Origin of the sequence: Flavobacterium sp. 120 (assembly GCF_003633605.1) — a bacterium.
GTDB classification, from domain to species: Bacteria; Bacteroidota; Bacteroidia; order Flavobacteriales; family Flavobacteriaceae; genus Flavobacterium; species Flavobacterium algoritolerans.
This window is the reverse complement of the sequence record NZ_RBKZ01000001.1, coordinates 3,045,882-3,065,989: the sequence shown is the minus strand read 5'-3', so window position 1 is coordinate 3,065,989 and position 20,108 is coordinate 3,045,882. Positions and strand designations below refer to the sequence as shown.

General features: G+C 34.3%; 14 protein-coding genes and 1 tRNA gene. 11 read left to right on the top strand and 4 right to left on the bottom strand.

Annotation, left to right across the window (positions count from 1 at the left end; translation table 11 throughout):
* The first annotated feature begins 121 nt into the window (after positions 1-121).
* Positions 122-1,357 (top strand): metallophosphoesterase, encoded by a 1,236-nt coding sequence (locus C8C87_RS13095; protein WP_121342892.1) that lies wholly within the window; start codon positions 122-124, stop codon positions 1,355-1,357.
* Positions 1,358-1,430: 73 nt separating this feature from the next.
* Positions 1,431-1,727 carry a co-chaperone YbbN gene (locus C8C87_RS13090; RefSeq protein ID WP_099714276.1) on the top strand — a complete coding sequence of 99 codons (297 nt, stop codon included), beginning with the start codon at positions 1,431-1,433 and terminating at the stop codon, positions 1,725-1,727.
* A 9-nt stretch (positions 1,728-1,736) separates the two neighbouring features.
* Here C8C87_RS13090 and C8C87_RS13085 read toward each other — a convergent pair whose 3' ends face one another.
* Positions 1,737-2,384, bottom strand: coding sequence for a polysaccharide deacetylase family protein (locus tag C8C87_RS13085; protein ID WP_121342891.1), 648 nt, complete (start codon positions 2,382-2,384; stop codon positions 1,737-1,739).
* Between the two features lie 80 nt (positions 2,385-2,464).
* Complete coding sequence (locus C8C87_RS13080) at positions 2,465-5,776, bottom strand: DUF2723 domain-containing protein (protein WP_121342890.1); 3,312 nt, start codon at positions 5,774-5,776, stop codon at positions 2,465-2,467.
* Between the two features lie 238 nt (positions 5,777-6,014).
* Between C8C87_RS13080 and C8C87_RS13075 the strand changes: the two genes are divergently transcribed.
* Positions 6,015-6,085: transfer RNA gene (locus C8C87_RS13075), tRNA-Gln, on the top strand.
* A gap of 84 nt (positions 6,086-6,169) precedes the next feature.
* On the opposite strand, the gene C8C87_RS13070 is transcribed toward C8C87_RS13075, so the two are convergent.
* On the bottom strand, positions 6,170-6,994 hold the full coding sequence (locus C8C87_RS13070; RefSeq protein ID WP_121342889.1) for a universal stress protein: 825 nt from the start codon (positions 6,992-6,994) through the stop codon (positions 6,170-6,172).
* A 176-nt stretch (positions 6,995-7,170) separates the two neighbouring features.
* Between C8C87_RS13070 and rimP the strand changes: the two genes are divergently transcribed.
* From rimP to C8C87_RS13050, 4 genes are all read left to right on the top strand, one after another.
* The gene (gene rimP / locus C8C87_RS13065; RefSeq protein ID WP_121342888.1) at positions 7,171-7,635 is read left to right on the top strand and encodes a ribosome assembly cofactor RimP; all 465 of its coding nucleotides are present in this window, start codon (positions 7,171-7,173) and stop codon (positions 7,633-7,635) included.
* Between the two features lie 13 nt (positions 7,636-7,648).
* Positions 7,649-8,902 carry a transcription termination factor NusA gene (gene nusA, locus C8C87_RS13060; RefSeq protein WP_099714281.1) on the top strand — a complete coding sequence of 418 codons (1,254 nt, stop codon included), beginning with the start codon at positions 7,649-7,651 and terminating at the stop codon, positions 8,900-8,902.
* Between the two features lie 112 nt (positions 8,903-9,014).
* Positions 9,015-11,912 carry a translation initiation factor IF-2 gene (gene infB / locus C8C87_RS13055; protein WP_121342887.1) on the top strand — a complete coding sequence of 966 codons (2,898 nt, stop codon included), beginning with the start codon at positions 9,015-9,017 and terminating at the stop codon, positions 11,910-11,912.
* Between the two features lie 77 nt (positions 11,913-11,989).
* The gene (locus C8C87_RS13050) at positions 11,990-13,090 is read left to right on the top strand and encodes a DUF6563 family protein (protein WP_121342886.1); all 1,101 of its coding nucleotides are present in this window, start codon (positions 11,990-11,992) and stop codon (positions 13,088-13,090) included.
* Between the two features lie 29 nt (positions 13,091-13,119).
* On the opposite strand, the gene C8C87_RS13045 is transcribed toward C8C87_RS13050, so the two are convergent.
* Positions 13,120-13,509, bottom strand: a complete 390-nt coding sequence (locus C8C87_RS13045) for an SPOR domain-containing protein (RefSeq protein WP_121342885.1) — start codon at positions 13,507-13,509, stop codon at positions 13,120-13,122.
* Positions 13,510-13,724: 215 nt separating this feature from the next.
* Here C8C87_RS13045 and C8C87_RS13040 point away from each other — a divergent pair, with 215 nt between their 5' ends.
* From C8C87_RS13040 to C8C87_RS13025, 4 genes are read left to right on the top strand one after another with little or no spacing between them, the layout of a single operon-like run.
* The gene (locus C8C87_RS13040) at positions 13,725-15,056 is read left to right on the top strand and encodes a c-type cytochrome (RefSeq protein ID WP_121342884.1); all 1,332 of its coding nucleotides are present in this window, start codon (positions 13,725-13,727) and stop codon (positions 15,054-15,056) included.
* Positions 15,057-15,085: 29 nt separating this feature from the next.
* Positions 15,086-18,142 (top strand): TAT-variant-translocated molybdopterin oxidoreductase, encoded by a 3,057-nt coding sequence (locus C8C87_RS13035; RefSeq protein ID WP_099714287.1) that lies wholly within the window; start codon positions 15,086-15,088, stop codon positions 18,140-18,142.
* Between the two features lie 38 nt (positions 18,143-18,180).
* Positions 18,181-19,584, top strand: a complete 1,404-nt coding sequence (gene nrfD / locus C8C87_RS13030; RefSeq protein ID WP_099714288.1) for an NrfD/PsrC family molybdoenzyme membrane anchor subunit — start codon at positions 18,181-18,183, stop codon at positions 19,582-19,584.
* The gene (locus tag C8C87_RS13025; protein WP_099714289.1) at positions 19,577-20,101 is read left to right on the top strand and encodes a DUF3341 domain-containing protein; all 525 of its coding nucleotides are present in this window, start codon (positions 19,577-19,579) and stop codon (positions 20,099-20,101) included. Before nrfD ends, C8C87_RS13025 begins: the two co-directional genes overlap by 8 nt.
* Positions 20,102-20,108 lie beyond the last annotated feature (7 nt).

Genomic DNA, 20,108 nt, shown 5'->3' with positions numbered 1-20,108 from the left:
TTTGTATTCCATATTCTCAAATTGCAGGAGCTTATTTTAAGTTTAATCAACAGTTAAATTTTAATTAATAAAAAACCATTTTGGTTAATTGTTTTGTTATTTTGTTAAAAATTTTTTTAAAATGATCTTTCGTATCGTATTCTTGTGCTTAATCCTTCTTGTTATTGAGCTTTATACTTTTCAAGTATTAAAAACTTTAATAAAATCAAAGCCAATATTGTTTTCAATTCAGATTATAAGCATATTAGTTTTAGTATATATTGTTTATTCTTTGATGCAATTTGACCGAAGCGTAGGTCAGACCAAACAAATGATGGTTGTCATGGGTTTGTTGCTTATTGTGTATGTTCCAAAATTAATTTTGACATTGATATTAATGGGAGAAGACATCTTTAGATTAGGTGCCGGAACTGTTAACTATTTTGTCAATTATGATAAAAACACAGACTTTCTGAATTCAAGAAGAAAGTTTGTCAGTCAAATAGGATTAGGATTAGCAGCTGTTCCTTTTTTGTCTTTAATATATGGGGTAACTATAGGTAAATACAATTATAAAGTCATCAAGCAACGTATATTTTTTCCTGATTTACCCGATGCTTTTGATGGTTTTACGATTACTCAAATATCAGATGTTCACAGTGGAAGTTTTGATAATCCAGAGAAAATTAATTATGCAATAGATTTAGTCAATGAGCAAAATTCAGATATGATTTTGTTTACCGGAGATATCGTGAATACTGATGCCAAAGAAATGCATCCGTGGATAGAAACCTTTAACAGGATTAAAAAACATGAATATGGTAAATATTCAGTTTTAGGAAATCACGATTATGGAGAATATGTAACTTGGCCATCAGAGGCGGCAAAAGAAGATAATTTTAAAGCTATTAAAGATTTATACGGACAAATTGGTTTTAAATTAATGCTAAACGAACATACTTTTATTGAAAAAGGAGATGAGAAAATTGCATTAGTTGGCGTAGAAAACTGGGGACATAATTTCAAAAAAGCGGGCGATATCAACAAAGCTTCCCGACATGTAAATAAAGAAGATTTTAAAATTTTGATGAGTCATGACCCTTCGCATTGGGAACATGAAGTGCAGCATCATGAGAAAAATTTCCACCTTACACTTTCCGGTCATACACACGGAATGCAGTTTGGAATCGAAATACCAGGTTATTTTAAATGGAGTTTGGCACAATATGTATATAAACAATGGGCAGGATTATATGAAAACGTCGGACGATACGTTTATGTAAATAGAGGTTTTGGTTTTCATGCCTATCCGGGCAGAGTGGGAATCATGCCGGAAATAACGGTCATCGAACTAAAAAAAGGTGTTAATGTGGCATAATTCGTTTAAAATGCTACATTTGTAAAATAAATATCTCTTTTTAGTGAATTTAAAAAATTAAATTTTTGGTTTTATGTCAAAATTTGGAGAACTTATAAACGCTCAAGTACCTGTGTTAATAGACTTTTACACAGAATGGAATGAGCCTTCAGTTTCAATGCATCCTGTAATTAGAGATGTAGCAGCCGCTCTTGGTGATAAAGCAAAAGTCATAAAGATTGATGTGGATAAAAATCAAGAATTAGCCGATGCTTTACGCATTAAAGGCTTGCCTACGTTGATGATTTATAAACAAGGTCAAATGATTTGGAGACAATCTGGAGAATTAGATGCGAACACTATTATTAGTATTGTTCAAGAACAATTGTAACGCATCTCATTACAACACCTCACAATTAAAATTGTTTTCTTTTAAATAAGCTAATGTTTTAGGCAATACGTATTCTAAGTTTTTAAAGGCTTTAATACTGTCGTGGAAAACAATAATACTTCCTGGTCTTAGATTTGATGTTGCATTTTCTAAGCATTCTTCTTGCGATAAAGTTTGGTCAAAATCAGCACTGAGGACGTCCCACATAATTATTTTATAACCCAGTTTCCTGATTTTTCTAGATTGAGATGCTTTTATCTTGCCATATGGTGGACGAAACAGTTTAGATTTTAGATTAGAAGGGCTGTTTTTTTGAATCGCTTCTTCGCATAGTCTAGTGTTTTCAATGTAAACTTCGGTTGATGTTTTCCACCCGTTCAAATGATTAAAAGTGTGGTTTCCTATGGAATGACCTTCGCTAATCACCTTTTTGAATATTTCAGGGTTTTTATCAATATTATCTCCAATGCAAAAAAAAGTAGCTTTTACATTGTGTTTTTTTAATTCATCCAAAACCCATTGTGTAACTTCTGGAATAGGCCCATCGTCAAATGTGAGGTAGACTGTCTTACTGTTTCCCGTATTGGAAACATCCCAAGTATAATTTGAGAAAATCTTTTTTATAATCCGACTTGTTTTTATCCAGTACAGTTTCATTTTTTAGTTTTAAAATTAAAAAAAAATAGCGACATTTTTCAATATCGCTACCTTTTCTAATTAGAGTTTTCTATTTAAAATTATTCTTTTTCGCGTCCAAAGCGGTCAAACATTTTAATATAAGTATTGAATACAATTTTATTTTTGTTGTAGAAATCTAAATCACCATTTTCTTTCATTACGCTTAAAAGGCTTCTGTATCGTTCAATATCTGTGATGATAGGAATGGCAATACTAGTTTGCTCAGAAGATTTTAGATTGCCATAATAATTAAGGTTTTCTCTGTATTTTAAGATCAATTTGCTTAGCAATTGTTGTGCTTTTAATTTCTCATCAATTTTGTAATATCCGCCAGCAAAAGGTTCTACTAAAGAGTAATAGTCAAAATATTCCAATGGCATTTTTGTCATCGCCAAATCGATAATATTCTTTGCTTTATCTTTTTGTCCTTCAACAATTAATTGATTCATTAATCTGGAAAGGTTGGTTCTGTACGTTATACTATTTCTGCGAGTTTCAGGATCATGATAAATTTTTGGACTTTCGCCATTGCCCCAATCCCATTTCATAACTTTAGCATACATTTTATCAGAATCGATTTGTCCCATATCAAGTGGACTCGCATCTTTTGACAAAGCGGTTTTTATTGGAACAAGTTTGTATACCATTCCTTCTAATTGAAGGTACTCTTTCATCCAGATATAATCTTCGTTGTCAAATGCGCCACCGCTAAAATAAATTGGTCTTTTCCAATTGTTATTAGCAACAATATCAAGCATCATCAATCTGTTTTTGTACAATGCATTTCCTTTTATATCCAAGTCGATGTAAGGAACAATAGAATCATTGTGCTTAGGATTAACCACTTTGTTTTTTATGATTATATTTTTGTCAACAGGAATTCGGATCTTATTTGTAGGATAAAAATGGATTGTTTGTCCGTTTTGCATGTCTACAGTTGATTTTGGATTTTTGATAAAATTGATAAAGTCTTTTATGTCCCAACGGCTATCAATTTTTGGAATGTGAGCTACATAATCCAGTTTATCACCTACATATTCATCGTGTTTAAATGAAATAGGAAGAGCATCTGATTCGTATGTTTTAGTTTTCATCTGATCGATATACCAATCAGTCATGAAAAGGCTTGTGTTTACAATTTTGATATCCGTTCTCACTTTTTCAATCTCTTGGGCGTACCAAAGCGGGAACGTATCATTATCGCCAATTGTAAATAAAATGGCGTCTGGGTCGCATGATTCCAAATATGCTTTTGCCATTGCAACAGCTGTATATTTACCAGAACGATCGTGATCATCCCAGTTTTGAGAAGCCATAAGAACTGGAGCTGCCAATAAACTTGCTGCAATAATAATTGGACCAGCCAGTTTTGGGGTTAAATATTTCTGGGCACTTTCGTATAATGCATAAACACCAAAGCCTATCCAAATGGCAAATACATAAAAGGAACCTACTAAGGCATAATCTCTTTCTCTAGGTTCGAAAGGCCTTTCGTTCAAGTAGATTTTTAGTGCTATTCCGGTAAAAAGGAATAAGGCGAGTAATACATAGAAACTTTTTAAATCTTTATTGGCATGATACATTAAACCGATTAGGCCAAGGATAAATGGTAGAAAGAAATACACATTTCGACCTTTATTGTTCAATACATCCGAAGGAAGATTGTCTTGACTTCCTAAGTGTAATTCATCTATAAAAGAGATACCACTAAGCCAGTTCCCGTCCAGATAGTCGTATTTTCCTTGAATGTCGTTTTGTCTTCCAACAAAATTCCACATCAAGTATCTCCAATACATATAACCAAATTGGTATTCAACCATGAATCCTAAATTATCAGCAGTTGTAGGTTTTTCTACAATTAAATAATCACCATAGCTTTTCAAGAACGTTACATAACCTTCGTTGTCAATTTGTTTTTGAGCGTAAGCTTGTCTGAATTCGGTAACAATTTTTTCGGTTTCGTTTTTTAGTTGAGCAATCGCTTTGTTGTAATCTTCTTCACTCAACTGACTTGGATCGATACCGTATTTGGCTAAATCATCCTCGTATGGATAATCAGGATTTAGTCTGAATTGAGGTGGATTTGTAAAATTCATGTAGTTTTCGATGTGCTCACCGCTCCACATTCTTGGCAAAATAGTTTTTTGATTGTTGTCTGAATTTTGCTCGGCATTTTTGAAATTATTTGTAATAATATATTTTCCGGTCTTATAATCTCTTTCGTAATTGGGTGCTTTATCCAGATAAGGATTGTCCTTGTCTAAACCAGCAAAGGCTTCTGTGTATTGAGGGCCGTAAAACAAAGGATTTACACCATATTGTTCTCTATTGTAGTAGGCAAGAACTTCGGCAGCATCCGAAGGCTTATTTTCGTTGATTACGGTATTGGCATTTGCTCTGATGGGTAACATCATCCATGTAGAGAAACCAATTAAAATAAATAATATACAAAGGATTATAGTATTGTAGAATGCGAAACCTTTTTGTTTGGTGTATTTTAGTCCAAAGTAAAAGAAAGCAATTAAGATTAAAGCAACAAATATAGTTCCTGAGTCAAAAGGTAATCCTAAGCTGTTAACCATGAAAACTTCGGTTTTACCAAAGAATCCCATAGTCAGAGGAAGAAGCAATTTGAAAATAAATAATAGAATAGCGATTACAACAACATTTGCAATGATGAAATTTTTAAGGGTAACTACTTTGTAGTTTTTGAAAAAATAAAGGAAACCTATTGCTGGAATTGTTAGTAATGCCATGAAATGAACTCCAAAAGAAAGCCCGACAACAAGAGAGATAATCAGCAGCCATTTATTTCCTCTAGGCTTGTCCATGTCTTGTTCCCAGCGTAAACCCAACCAAAATAATAAGGCAATTAATAAAGATGCCATAGCATATACTTCGGCTTCTACAGCATTGAACCAAAAACTATCTGAAAAAGTATAGGCCAAGGCTCCTACGAATGAACTTCCAAGAATAACAATGTCATTGTTTTTATTCGTCTGCTCCGCCTGTTCGCCTTTTTGGCTCGGGTCTGAAAATCTAGAAACTAATTTTTTCAAGATTATCGATGAAGACCAAAATAAGAATAAAATAGTAAAAGCACTGGAAAATACAGACATCATGTTTACCATTAAGGCAATTTTTGTGTTATCTGAAGCAAACATGGCGAAAAACGCACCAATCATTTGGTATAATGGAGCTCCGGGAGGGTGGCCTACTTCAAGTTTTGCTGCTGTAGCAATGTATTCGCCACAATCCCAAAAACTCATGGTGGGTTCAACAGTTAAAGTGTATGTTAATAATGCTATTCCAAATGTAAACCAACCAATAATTGTATTCCATTTATTGAAATTGAATGCTGCTTTATCCATGTACTAAAATTTAATTTAATTTTGAGTTACAAAGAAAATGTTTTTTTGTTTAACCTTGATAGCATTAACAATATTTTCTGGAAAAGTATTACATTTCAATAACACATTGAGTGTAAAGGTTTTTTGTAATTTTTTCAAGTTGTTTTGAATTTTCAGCAAATTTTTTTTCATAAAAAGGCAAAATAAATTTGTACAAACTAAAATTTATTTTAAATTTGCACTCGCTTAGCAGCAATGCTGGTCTATGGTGTAATGGTAACACAACTGTTTTTGGTGCAGTCTTTCAAGGTTCGAGTCCTTGTAGACCAACGTAAAACCCCTCATTCTTGAGGGGTTTTTTTATGCAATGAATTGAACAGATTGTTTTTGGAGTTTGATTTTCGTCTGGATTGATTAAATCTTGAAAGTTATCACTGGTTTGACAGTGTGGTTTACCAAGTCTTCACTGATGCTTCCATTAAAAAAATGAGCAAATCCAGTTCTTCCATGTGTGCAAAGGCCTATCAAATCGGCATCAATGCTATTGGTAAAATTAATGATTCCGTTTTCTATGTTAACGTCATTGTAAATGTGAGTGGAGTAATTTTCGATTTCAAATGAGGTGATGAAATTTTTCATTATTTCCTCAGACATTTTGGTAGTTTTAAAACTATTGGGTGTGCAAATCGTGACTAAGTATAAATTTGCATTAAATATTTTGGCAAATTCTATCATTTTTTTGAAAGGTTTTTTAGTCTCTTTTGAAAAATCAGAAGCAAATACAAAGTTGTTGAATTTAAAGTCTCGAATATCCTTTTTTATAACCAGTACCGGTATTTCTGAGAGTCGAACCACTTTTTCGGTGTTGGACCCAATGAGTACTTCTTCGATGCCTGAAGTTCCATGCGAGCCCATCACGATTAAATCAATTTCATTTTTTTTATTAAAAGATAAAATGCCGCTAAAAGCTCTTTCGAATTGTACAGACGCATTTACTGAAATTCCATTCAAGTAGGGCTGTTCCTTGATTTTTTGGAGTGTTTCGTTTGCTTTTTTTATAAATAACATTACTTCGGGAATGCTGCTTCCGCCGGTTACTGCGTCGTTCATTTGGTTAGGTAATTCTAATAAATGCAACAAAAAGATTTCACAATTATTTTTTTTTGCAATTATGGCAGCTATTTTTAAAGCGTTTTCAGCATATTCAGAAAAATCGGTAGGGACTAAAATTCGTTTCATAACTATAAAGTGTTAAATTATGATAAAAACTGTTATTTTAATGCTCCTATAAAGATAAGAAATTATTTTACAGCAATCGATTATTTTAGTTTATAAAAAAAAACACTATATTTGCACCGTTATTTATTAAAATCTAGATAATGAGGGGACTAAATGTCCCCTCTTTTTATAAAAATATGACATTTAAAGAAAAAGTAAATACGTTGTTGACAGAAGGCTTGTTAGAAAAGCCGTCAATCTTTTTGATAGACCTTATCATTACGGATGCTTTCAAGGTTATGGTGACTTTGGACGGAGATAATGGAGTGGCACTTCAAGATTGTATCGATGTGAGTAAATTCATAGATAGTAATTTGGATAGAGAGGAACAGGATTACTCTTTAGAAGTAGCTTCAGTAGGAGTTGGGTCTCCATTGAAATTAATAAGACAATACAAGAAAAATATAGGTCGAACATTGATTGTGAAGACTTCGGCTGAAATTATTGAGGCAGAATTAGTTGATGCTAATGATGATTTTGTAATTTTGTCTTGGAAAGCAAGAGAGCCTAAAAAAATAGGAAAAGGGAAAGAAACAGTTCAAAAAGAGCTTAAATTGCCTTACGTAGATATAAAAGAAGCAATTGTTACAGTAACATTTTAATTAAAGAATTCGCATGGAAAATTTAGCATTAATCGATTCATTCTCAGAGTTTAAAGACGATAAACTTATTGATCGTGTAACGCTTATGGCAATTTTGGAAGATGTATTTAGAAATGCATTGAAGAAAAAATACGGTTCAGATGATAATTTCGATATCATTATAAATCCTGATAAAGGAGATATGGAGATATGGCAGAGAAGAGTAATCGTTGCTGATGAAGACTTGGATTTTGATCATCTTGAAATTACGTTGACTGAAGCTAGAAAAATTGAGCCTGATTTCGAAATTGGTGAAGAAGTTTCCGAAGAAGTGAAATTAATTGATTTAGGTAGAAGAGCAATTTTAGCTTTGCGTCAGAATTTAATTTCTAAAATTCATGAACATGATAACACGAATCTTTACAAGCAATTTAAAGATTTAATAGGTGATATCTATACTGCTGAAGTACACCATGTGCGTCCAAGAGTCGTAATTTTGGTTGATGATGAAGGGAATGAGATTATTTTACCAAAAGAAAAACAAATACCTTCTGACTTTTTCCGTAAGGGAGATAATGTTAGAGGAATAATAGAAAGCGTTGAATTAAAAGGAAATAAACCTCAAATTATTATGTCTAGAACTTCTGAGAAGTTTTTGGAAAAATTATTTGAACAAGAAATTCCGGAAGTATTTGACGGTTTAATCATGGTTAAGAAAGTAGTAAGAATTCCTGGTGAAAAAGCAAAAGTAGCCGTAGATTCTTATGATGACAGAATTGATCCAGTAGGAGCTTGTGTGGGTATGAAAGGATCTCGTATTCACGGAATTGTTCGTGAATTAGGAAACGAAAATATAGATGTTATCAATTATACAAGTAACATTCAGTTGTATATCACGAGAGCATTAAGTCCAGCAAAAGTATCTTCTATTAAGATAAATGAAGAAACAAAAAGAGCAGAAGTTTTCTTGAAGCTTGAAGAAGTTTCAAAAGCAATTGGTCGTGGTGGGCACAACATTAAATTAGCGGGTTTATTGACTGGTTATGAGCTAGACGTTATTCGTGAAGGTGATATTGCAGGTGCTACAGCTGATGAGGATGATGTTGAATTGACTGAGTTTTCAGATGAAATTGAAGACTGGGTTATTGAAGAATTTGCAAAAATTGGTTTGGATACAGCAAAAAGTATCTTAAAACAAGAAGTAGAAGATTTAGTAAGAAGAACAGACCTGGAAGAGGAAACGATTCTAGATGTAATGAGAATATTGAAAGAAGAATTTGACAGCTAGTCAATGTGTCTTCAACGATAAACATGCCACTTTACAATTAATTCTTGCTCGGTAGGTATCGGGTTGGGAGTAAAGTGAGGAATAACAAAAAAGGTAATAATAAAAAGGTTTTATGTCTGAAGAGAGAATTATTAGAATAAACAAAGTTTTAAGGGAATTGAATATTTCTTTAGAAAGAGCTGTGGATTATCTAAAAGATAAGGGGATTGCTATTGAAGCAAATCCAAACGCAAAAATTTCTGATGATGTATACAATGTCTTGTGCGGTCAGTTTGCAGGTGACAAAGGGAATAAGGAGGCTTCTAAAGAAGTAGGGGAAGAGAAAAGAAAAGAAAAAGAAGCTTTGCGTTTAGAACGAGAGAAAGAAATCGAAGACAAACGTAAAATTGAGGAAGAGCGAGTAAAACAACAAGAGGTTATAAAAGCGAGAGCAATTATATCTGGTCCGGTTCAAGTGGGTAAGATTGATCTTAATCCAAAAAAACCATCAATCGTTGCGCCTGTAAAAGCTGTTGAAAAAGCAGAAGCTCCAGTAGCTAATGCACCTGAAGTAAAAGCTGTCTCAAAAGAAGTTTCACCTGAGAAACCGTCAACTGAAAAGCCGTCAACTGAGAAACCTGTTTCAGACAAAAAAGAGGTAAAACCTATTGTTGGGATAAAAGAGGTTAAAACAGAAACTCCTAAAGAAGTTCCTGCTGAACCAAAAGTGGTTGCAAAAACCGAGACAGTTAAAGTTGATGAAGCTCCTGTTGATGAAACCATCACGACGCAATATCAAAAACTATCGGGAACTACTTTAACGGGTCAGATAATTGATTTATCTCAATTCAACAAACCGAAAAAGAAAAAAGAAGAACCGAAAATCACTCCGAATAAACCGGGTGCTCCAGGTTCGGCTGCAGCCAATGCAAATAAAAACAAGCGTAAAAGGATTGCTCCTAAACCGGGTGCTCCTAGACCGCCTGCAACACCGGGAGTTCCTGGTGCGCCAAATCCTAACAAGATTACACCTAATACTGGTGGTGGTGGATTCAATGCTAACAGAAGTGCAAGACCTGGTTTTGTAAAAGGAAACAGACCTGCCATTGTTGCAAAAGTGGAGCCTACTGAGGAAGAGGTTAAAAATCAAATTAGAGAGACTTTAGAGAAACTACAAGGTAAAGGTGGTAAATCTAAAGCGGCAAAATATAGAAGAGATAAAAGAGATACGCACCGTCAGAAATCTGATGATGAGCAAAGAGCTATTGACGAAGGAAGTAAAACTATTAAGGTTACTGAGTTTGTTACTGTAGGTGAAATTGCCATCATGATGGATGTGCCAATTACTAAAGTTATTGGTACGTGTATGTCACTTGGAATCATGGTTACCATGAACCAACGTCTTGACGCAGAAACGTTGACTATCGTTGCTGACGAATTTGGTTATGAAGTTGAATTTATCACTGTAGACATCGAAGAAGCAATTCAGGTTGTTGAAGACAGAGAAGAAGATTTAGTTTTCAGAGCGCCAATTGTAACGGTAATGGGTCACGTCGATCACGGTAAGACATCCTTACTGGATTACATTCGTAAAGAAAACGTAATTGCAGGGGAGTCTGGAGGAATTACACAGCATATTGGTGCCTACGGAGTAACGTTGGATAACGGACAAAAAATTGCATTCTTAGATACACCGGGTCACGAAGCGTTTACTGCGATGCGTGCGCGTGGTGCTCAAGTTACAGATATTGCTATTATTGTAATTGCAGCTGATGATGACATCATGCCGCAAACTAAAGAAGCAATTAGCCATGCTCAGGCAGCTGGAGTTCCTATCATATTTGCTATCAATAAAATTGATAAGCCAAATGCTAATCCTGAAAAAGTAAAAGAAAGATTAGCAGGTATGAATTTACTTGTTGAAGACTGGGGTGGAAAAATTCAATCACATGATATTTCTGCGAAAGTAGGAACAGGTGTGAAAGAATTATTAGAAAAAGTATTGTTAGAAGCAGAACTTTTAGATTTGAAAGCAAATCCAAATAAAGCGGCTTCTGGAACTGTTGTTGAGGCTTTCCTTGATAAAGGAAAAGGATATGTTTCTACTATATTAGTTCAAAACGGAACTTTGAAAATTGGAGATTATATGTTAGCTGGTAAGCATCACGGTAAAATTAAAGCCATGCATGATGAAAGAGGGAATATAGTTACTGTTGCGGGTCCTTCGACTCCGGTTTCAGTTCTAGGTCTTGATGGAGCAGCAACTGCGGGTGATAAGTTCAATATTTTTGAAGACGAAAAAGAAGCGAAACAAATTGCTTCGAAACGTTCTCAATTGATGCGTGAACAATCTGTACGTACACAACGTCATATTACATTAGATGAAATTGGACGTAGAATTGCATTGGGTCAATTTAAAGAATTGAACATTATCCTTAAAGGAGATGTGGATGGTTCTGTTGAAGCATTGTCTGATTCGTTCTCTAAATTATCTACTGAAGAAATTCAAATTAATATTATCCATAAAGGTGTTGGAGCAATTACTGAAACTGACGTAATGTTGGCTTCTGCTTCTGATGCGATTATCATCGGATTTAATGTTCGTCCTGCTGGAAATGCAAGACAATTAGCTGACAAAGAGGAAATCGATATCCGTTACTACTCTATTATTTACGCTGCTATCGATGACTTGAAAGATGCAATGGAAGGAATGTTAGCTCCAGAGATGAAAGAAGAAATTCTGGGTACAGCTGAAATTAGAGAGATATTCAAAATCTCGAAAGTGGGTTCAATTGCAGGATGTATGGTTATGGATGGTAAAATTGTCCGAAGCGCTAAAATGAGAATTATTAGAGAAGGTGTAGTTGTCTTTACAGGAGAGCTTTTAGCACTGAAACGTTTCAAAGACGATGTGAAAGAAGTAGCTAAAGGATACGATTGTGGTATTCAAGTAAAAGGATACAACGACATCGAAGAAAGAGATGTTATTGAATCGTACCATGAAGTTGCTGTTAAAAAGAAATTGAAATAGAATTTCAATATATTAAAATTAAAATCCCGATTCATTCGGGATTTTTTTATTTTTATAGCAAACTAAAATTGTTATTTATGAATAAATTACTTGCGTTATTTTTTGTTGTAGTTAGCACGGTTGCCTTTTCTCAAAATAAAACGGAATTCCACAAAGTATCTTTAAAAGATAAAAAAGATAATGCTGTTGGCTTTAATTTTTATGTTGAAAATGTTTATGATGGAAGGCAGTTTAAAGAAAATATTGGAACCGTGCAAAAAGGAGGTTTTAATAGAAAAGTATTAGCTAATTTTGAAAAACCTTTGGCAGAAGAGTTTTTGGATTACCTCGCTATTATTTGTCCAAAAGAAGAAAATAAGTCTAAAATTTCTATCCGAATTAATGATCTGTATGTTTCTGAACTTACTCGAGCAATGTCCGAAACAGGATACGCAACTTTAGCAATTGATGTAATAGAGTCTAAAGAAGGTGTCGATTATATTGTGGGTTCGTATACGGCTTCGACAGAAAGTAACGGTATGGATGTTACCGGTAAACACGATGAACGATTGAAGAAAGTTTTGCAGGATTGTTTGACTAATTATATGAAAACAAGTGATACTGATAAATCAGCTCTCGTTTTTGATGCGAATCAGAGTATTAAAAGTAAAGCGATTACAGATGTCCCGCTTAAAGGTATTTATTTGACTTATGTAGATGTTTTAAATGGTAAACCGATTGATGATACTAATTTTGAAATCACGAACAAAAAGGAAAAGTTTTATTTGTTTAATAAAGCTACTAATTCAGAAGAACTGAATTATTATGGATTCAGTGATGCAGAAAATTTTTATATCAATGTTTCAAAATATGCTAGCTCAAAACATTATGCCAAGACGGAAATAATTAATGGTAAATATTACATTGAAAATGTTATATATAATTCTAATAATGCTATTGCAATGGGCGCGATGTTTGGATTGATTGGAGTTGCAATTGCTTCTGCAGCCAGTGATTCGTCTACTCCAATGCTAATTGATTGTTATACGGGGCAACCATCCTTTCTATCGGATAGTGAAATGAAAGTGATGCTGTCGCCATATCCTGAATTGTTAAAAGAGTTTAAGGATAGTAATAAAAGTAGTTTGGAAAGAAAAGAAATCCTTAAAAAATATTACCAAGCAACTTTGGTAGAATAAAAAAAAGACACCTAATTAGGTGTCTTTTTTTATTTATTAGGCTTTATTAAATGTACATTGCCGTAGCTTTTTTTAATTTCGATGAGATTTCGTTCTGCTTCAATTCGTGTTTTGAAATTCCCAACCCAAACTTTGTAATTTGGCGTAAAGAAAATAATGGTTCCATCAATGTCTCTGAATTCTTGCTTAAAATCATTTAACGTTTTTTTTGCTTTTTCGCTGTCTCCACTGAAAATTTGAATTTTATAATAGTCATTTACAGTGTTTGAAACATTTGTTTTTCTCTTTTCATTTAATAATTGTTCAAATTTAGAGTCTTGATTTACCCTGATGTTTCCGTCTTGGGCATATGCATTACTATAGGAAATAAATAAGGTAAGAGAGATAAAAAATGCTTTTCTAAGGGCTAAAATTCTCATAATGTGATTGTTTTTGTGCAAAAGTAATATTTAATGACTGATAGCAAATACTAAATGTTATTTAGAATTAATATAAATTGAAATTAAGACTATTTTAAGGTTTTGAGAATAGTTCTTAAGTCGTATTTTTGTCCAAGTTTTTAAATAAAGGATCAGTTTCTATAATTCAATTAGAAAAAACTGTGCCAATTTTTAGTAGATAATCATTATACTATATGAAAAAGGTGGGTAACCATAATTCGATCTCAAGGAAATTATTTTTTAGCATAGCTTTGATGCTATCTATTTCCTTTACTTCATTTGCTCAAGAAGCTACTCCTGCGGCTGATGCTGCAGCTCCAGATGCTTCAGCTACTTCGCAAAGTGCAGACCCGGTAAAGGGTAAAGAGCTTTTTAATGCAAACTGTGCGGCATGTCACAAACTTGATGCTAAAGCAACAGGTCCTGCTCTTAGAGGTGTGTCTGCTAAATATGATGCAGCATGGCTTCATAAGTGGGTTCGTAATAGTTCAGACTTAATTAAATCTGGCGATGCTCAAGCTGTAAAAGTGTTTGAAGAAAACAATAAGGCTGTAATGTCTGCTTTTCCTCAATTATCAGATGCGGATATTGATAATATCATTGCTTATACTTCAGAGCCTAAAGCTGAAGCTGCTGCTCCAACTCCTGGAGTTGAAGTTCCTGGTAAGCCTGCTGCAGATAGCGGTATTTCAAACAATATTATATTAGGTGCTTTGGCGCTTGTTATGGTTATTTTGGTTGTAATGTTATTTTTGGTAAACAGAGTTTTATCTAAAGTAGCAAAAGCAAACGGTATTGAAGTAGCTCCGAAAGTTCCAACAACTCCTATTTGGAAAGCATTTGCTAAAAATCAATTTTTGGTTTTAGTTACATCAATATTCTTGCTTTTGGCGAGTGGATATTTCGTGTATGGATTTTTAATGCAAGTTGGTGTTGATCAGGATTACGCTCCAATTCAACCAATTCATTATTCGCACAAAATACATGCTGGTGATAATGAAATTAATTGTAAGTATTGTCACTCTGCGGCTCGTGTGAGTAAAAATGCAGGAATTCCATCTTTGAATGTTTGTATGAACTGTCACAAGAATATTGCGGAAGTTGCTGAAACTACTGCTACTCCAGAGTACAGCAAAGCATTTTATGATGAGCAAATCCAAAAATTATATACTGCGGTTGGTTGGGATAAAACAACTCAAAGTTATACTGGAAAAACGCAGCCTGTAAAATGGGTTCGTATTCATAATTTACCTGACTTCGTTTATTTCAATCACTCTCAGCACGTAACTGTTGCCGGAATTGAATGTCAAACGTGTCACGGTCCGGTTCAAGAGTATGAAATTCAAAAACAATTTGCTCCATTAACAATGGGTTGGTGTATTGATTGCCACAGAAAAACTGATGTTAAAATGGAAGGCAATGAATATTATACTAAAATTCATGAAGAACTTTCTAAGAAATACGGTGTAGACAAATTGACTGCGGCGCAAATGGGAGGTTTAGAATGTGGTAAATGCCACTATTAATCAAATTATTAAGATTTTAATATTTATATATGTCATCAAACAAAAAATACTGGAAAAGTGTTGAAGAACTAGACAAAAATAGTTCTATTGTTGAGGCGCTTAGAAATAACGAATTTGTTGAAGAAATTCCTACTGACGAGTTTTTAGGAAATAATGACGCTTTGTCATCTTCATCAACATCACGTCGTGATTTTTTAAAGTACGTTGGTTTTAGTACTGCAGCGGCTACGCTTGCAGCTTGTGAAGGTCCTGTGAACAAGTCAATACCTTATGTACTTCAGCCGGAACAAATCATTCCTGGAGTAGCTGATTATTATGCAACTTCTGTTTTTGATGGATTTGATTTTGCTAATCTTTTGGTAAAAACTCGTGAAGGGCGTCCTATTAAAATAGATAATAATACTATTGCTGGAGCTAAGTTTAGTGCTAATGCAAGAGTTCATGCGTCTATTCTTTCTTTATATGATAGTATGCGTTTGAAAGAGCCAAAAATTGAAGGTAAAAATTCAACTTGGTCTGCTGTTGATTCTAAAATTAAATCAAGTATAGCTGATGCTGCTGCAAAAGGTGGTCAAGTAGTGCTTTTAACAAACACATTGGCTAGTCCGTCAACTGAAAAGTTGATTGCTGAGTTTATCGGTAAAAATCCAAATGCTAAACATGTTGTTTATGATGCTGTATCTGAATCTGAAGCATTAGATGCTTTCGAAACGGTATATGGAGAAAGAGCTTTGGTTGATTATGATTTTTCTAAAGCTTCGCTAATAGTTTCTGTAGGAGCTGATTTCCTTGGAGATTGGCAAGGTGGAGGATTTGATTCAGGTTATGCTAAAGGTAGAATTCCTAAAGCAGGAAAGATGTCTCGTCATTTCCAATTAGAAGCAAACATGACTTTGTCTGGTGCTGCTGCTGATAAGCGTTTACCAATGTCTACTGCTAATCAAAAACAAGCATTAGTTCATATATATAATATTGTAACGGGTTCTGCTGTTGCTGTAAGTTTAGAAGATAAATTTAAAGCAGAAGTTACAAAAGCAGCTCAACAATTGAAAGCTGCTGGTTCAAAAGGAGTTTTGGTATCTGGTATTCAAGATAAAAATGCTCAATTGTTAGTTTTAGCTATCAACCAAGTGTTGGCAAGTGAAGCTTTCAGTACTTCTGGAGTAAGACAAATCAGAAAAGGATCTGATGCAAAAGTTGCTCAATTAATCAGTGATATGAAAGCGGGAAGCGTTCATACTTTGGTAATGAGTGGTGTTAATCCGGTTTATACTTTAGCAGATAGTGCTTCTTTCGTTGAAGGACTTAAAAAAGTAAAAACATCAGTTGCGTTTTCTTTAAAAGAAGATGAAACTGCTTTAGTAAGTACTATTGCAGCGGCTGTTCCTCATTATTTAGAGTCATGGAATGATGTAAGTATCACAAAAGGTACTTACGGAATTACTCAGCCTGCTATTCGTCCTCTTTTTGTTACTAAACAATTTCAAGATGTCTTGTTGTCTTTAAATGGATTGACAGGTACATTCTACGATTATATTAAAGCTAATGCATCAACTATAATAACTGGTTCTACTTGGAACAAAGTGTTACATGATGGTGTTTATGTTGGAGTTGTTCCAACTGCGTCTGCTGGTTCTGCTGATTATAGCGCAGCTGCAAATGCTTTAGCAAAATCAAAAGCTTCTCAAGGACTAGAGCTTGTTTTGTATACCAAAACAGGTATGGGAGATGGACAGCAAGCTAATAACCCTTGGCTGCAAGAGTTTCCGGATCCAATTACAAGAGTTTCTTGGGATAATTATGTTACTGTTTCGAATGCTGATGCTAAGAAATATGAACTTTCTAATGAAATCGTTGCGAATGGTGGTTTAAACGGAAGTTATGCTACTATTACTACTGCTGATGGAGCTAAATTAGAAAATGTACCGGTAATCGTTCAACCAGGACAAGCTGTTGGAACTATCGGTTTAGCATTAGGTTACGGTCGTAAAGCGGCTTTGAAAGAAGAAATGATGGTGGGTTTAAATGCCTACTCTTTATATAAAGGTTTTAATAATGTACAGTCTGTAACATTGGCGAAAGCTGGAGGAGAACATGAGTTTGCTTGTGTTCAAGGTCAGAAAACATTAATGGGAAGAGGAGATATCATTAAAGAAACTTCTTTAGAAATTTTCAATACAAAAGATGCTCACGTTTGGAATGAACAACCAATGGTTTCATTGGATCACAAAGAAGTTGAAGCAACTAAAGTAGATTTATGGGATTCATTTGATCGTTCAACAGGTCACCATTTTAATCTTTCTATTGACTTGAATGCTTGTACCGGTTGTGGTGCTTGTGTGATTGCTTGTCATGCTGAAAACAACGTTCCTGTTGTTGGAAAATCAGAAGTTAGAAGAAGTCGTGATATGCACTGGTTGCGTATTGACAGATATTATTCTTCTGAAAGTACTTTTGAAGGCGATAACGAAAGAAAAGAAAATATTGCAGGTTTATCAAGTTCATTGTCTACATTTAATGAAATGGAAAAAGCGGGTGATAACCCACAAGTATCTTTTCAACCTGTAATGTGTCAACATTGTAATCATGCACCTTGTGAAACGGTTTGTCCAGTTGCTGCAACTTCACACTCACGTCAAGGTCAAAATCATATGGCTTATAACAGATGTGTTGGAACGCGTTATTGCGCAAACAACTGTCCGTATAAAGTGCGTCGTTTTAACTGGTTCTTGTACAACAAAAACAGTGAATTCGATTATCATATGAATGACGATTTAGGACGTATGGTATTGAATCCAGACGTTAATGTTCGTTCTCGTGGAGTTATGGAGAAATGTTCAATGTGTATTCAAATGACACAAGCAACAATTTTGAAAGCAAAAAGAGAAGGAAGAGCAATCGTTGATGGTGAATTCCAAACTGCATGTTCAAATGCTTGTTCTACTGGAGCAATGATTTTTGGTGATGTAAATGATAAAGAAGCGGAAGTGACTAAGTTAGCTGCTGACGAAAGAATGTATCATTTATTGGAGCATGTTGGAACAAAACCAAATGTGATTTACCACGTTAAAGTTAGAAATACCTAGTACAAAAAATAATTAATTAAGAATCAATATAAAGGATTATGTCGTCTCACTACGAAGCAACCATTAGAAAACCCTTAGTTATAGGTGATAAATCTTATCACGATGTAACTGTAGATGTAGCTGCGCCTGTTGAAGGTAAAGCAAACAAACATTGGTGGATTGTATTTTCAATCGCATTAATAGCCTTCCTTTGGGGACTTGGCTGTATAATTTACACCGTATCTACAGGTATTGGAACATGGGGATTAAATAAAACTGTAGGATGGGCTTGGGATATCACGAACTTTGTTTGGTGGGTTGGTATTGGTCACGCAGGAACACTTATTTCGGCGGTATTATTACTTTTCCGCCAACGTTGGAGAATGGCGATTAACCGTTCTGCAGAAGCAATGACAATTTTCTCAGTTATTCAAGCAGGTTTATTTCCAATCATTCACATGGGGCGTCCATGGTTAGCGTATTGGGTTTTACCAATTCCGAATCAATTTGGTTCTCTTTGGGTAAACTTTAACTCGCCATTACTTTGGGACGTATTTGCAATTTCAACGTATCTTTCGGTTTCATTAGTATTCTGGTGGACTGGTTTATTACCTGATTTTGCTATGTTACGTGATAGAGCTATTACTCCTTTTAATAAAAGAGTGTATTCTATATTAAGTTTTGGATGGAGCGGTAGAGCAAAAGACTGGCAACGTTTTGAAGAAGTATCTTTGGTACTTGCAGGTTTAGCTACCCCACTTGTACTTTCAGTGCATACTATTGTATCGATGGACTTTGCTACATCCGTTATTCCTGGATGGCATACTACAATTTTCCCTCCGTACTTTGTTGCTGGAGCGGTTTTCTCAGGATTTGCAATGGTAAATACTTTGCTTATCATTATGAGAAAAGTATCTAATTTAGAAGCTTACATTACGATTCAACACATTGAGTTGATGAATATCGTTATCATGATTACAGGTTCTATTGTTGGGGTTGCCTATATAACGGAACTATTTGTTGCATGGTATTCTGGTGTAGAATATGAGCAATATGCTTTCTTGAATAGAGCTACCGGACCTTACTGGTGGGCATATTGGTCAATGATGACTTGTAATGTTTTTTCTCCACAATTTATGTGGTTCAAAAAATTAAGAACAAGTATCATGTTCTCATTTATAATTTCGATAGTTGTAAATATTGGAATGTGGTTTGAGAGATTTGTAATTATCGTAACTTCGTTACACAGAGATTATTTACCATCTTCTTGGACAATGTTTTCACCTACATTTGTTGATATTGGAATTTTCATTGGAACGATAGGTTTCTTCTTTGTATTGTTCTTATTGTATTCAAGAACATTCCCTGTAATTGCACAAGCAGAGGTAAAAACAATTTTGAAAGGAACTGGAGATAATTACAAAAGAGAAAGAGAAGCAAATAAAGATTCACACCATGAGTAATAAAGTAATATACGCCATTTATAATGACGATGATATATTGATGGATGCGGTTAAAAAAACCAGAGCAGCTCATCATCATATTGAAGAAGTTTTTACTCCATTCCCGGTTCACGGTTTGGATAAAGCTATGGGAATTGCACCTACAAGATTAGCTATTTGTGCTTTTCTTTATGGATGTGTTGGAATCTCGGTAGCAACAGCTATGATGAATTATATTATGATTCAAGATTGGCCACAAGATATTGGTGGAAAACCAAGTTTTAGTTATATTGAAAACATGCCGGCTTTTGTTCCAATCATGTTTGAACTTACTGTATTTTTTGCTGCTCACTTAATGGTTATTACTTTTTACATGAGAAGTAAATTATGGCCTTTCAAAGAAGCAGAAAATCCGGATGTAAGAACTACAGATGACCATTTTTTAATGGAAGTTGCTGTAAATGACAATGAAGAAGAATTAGTTTCTTTTTTCCAAAGCACGGGAGCTGTAGAAGTTAAAGTAATAGAAAAGCATTAATTATAGA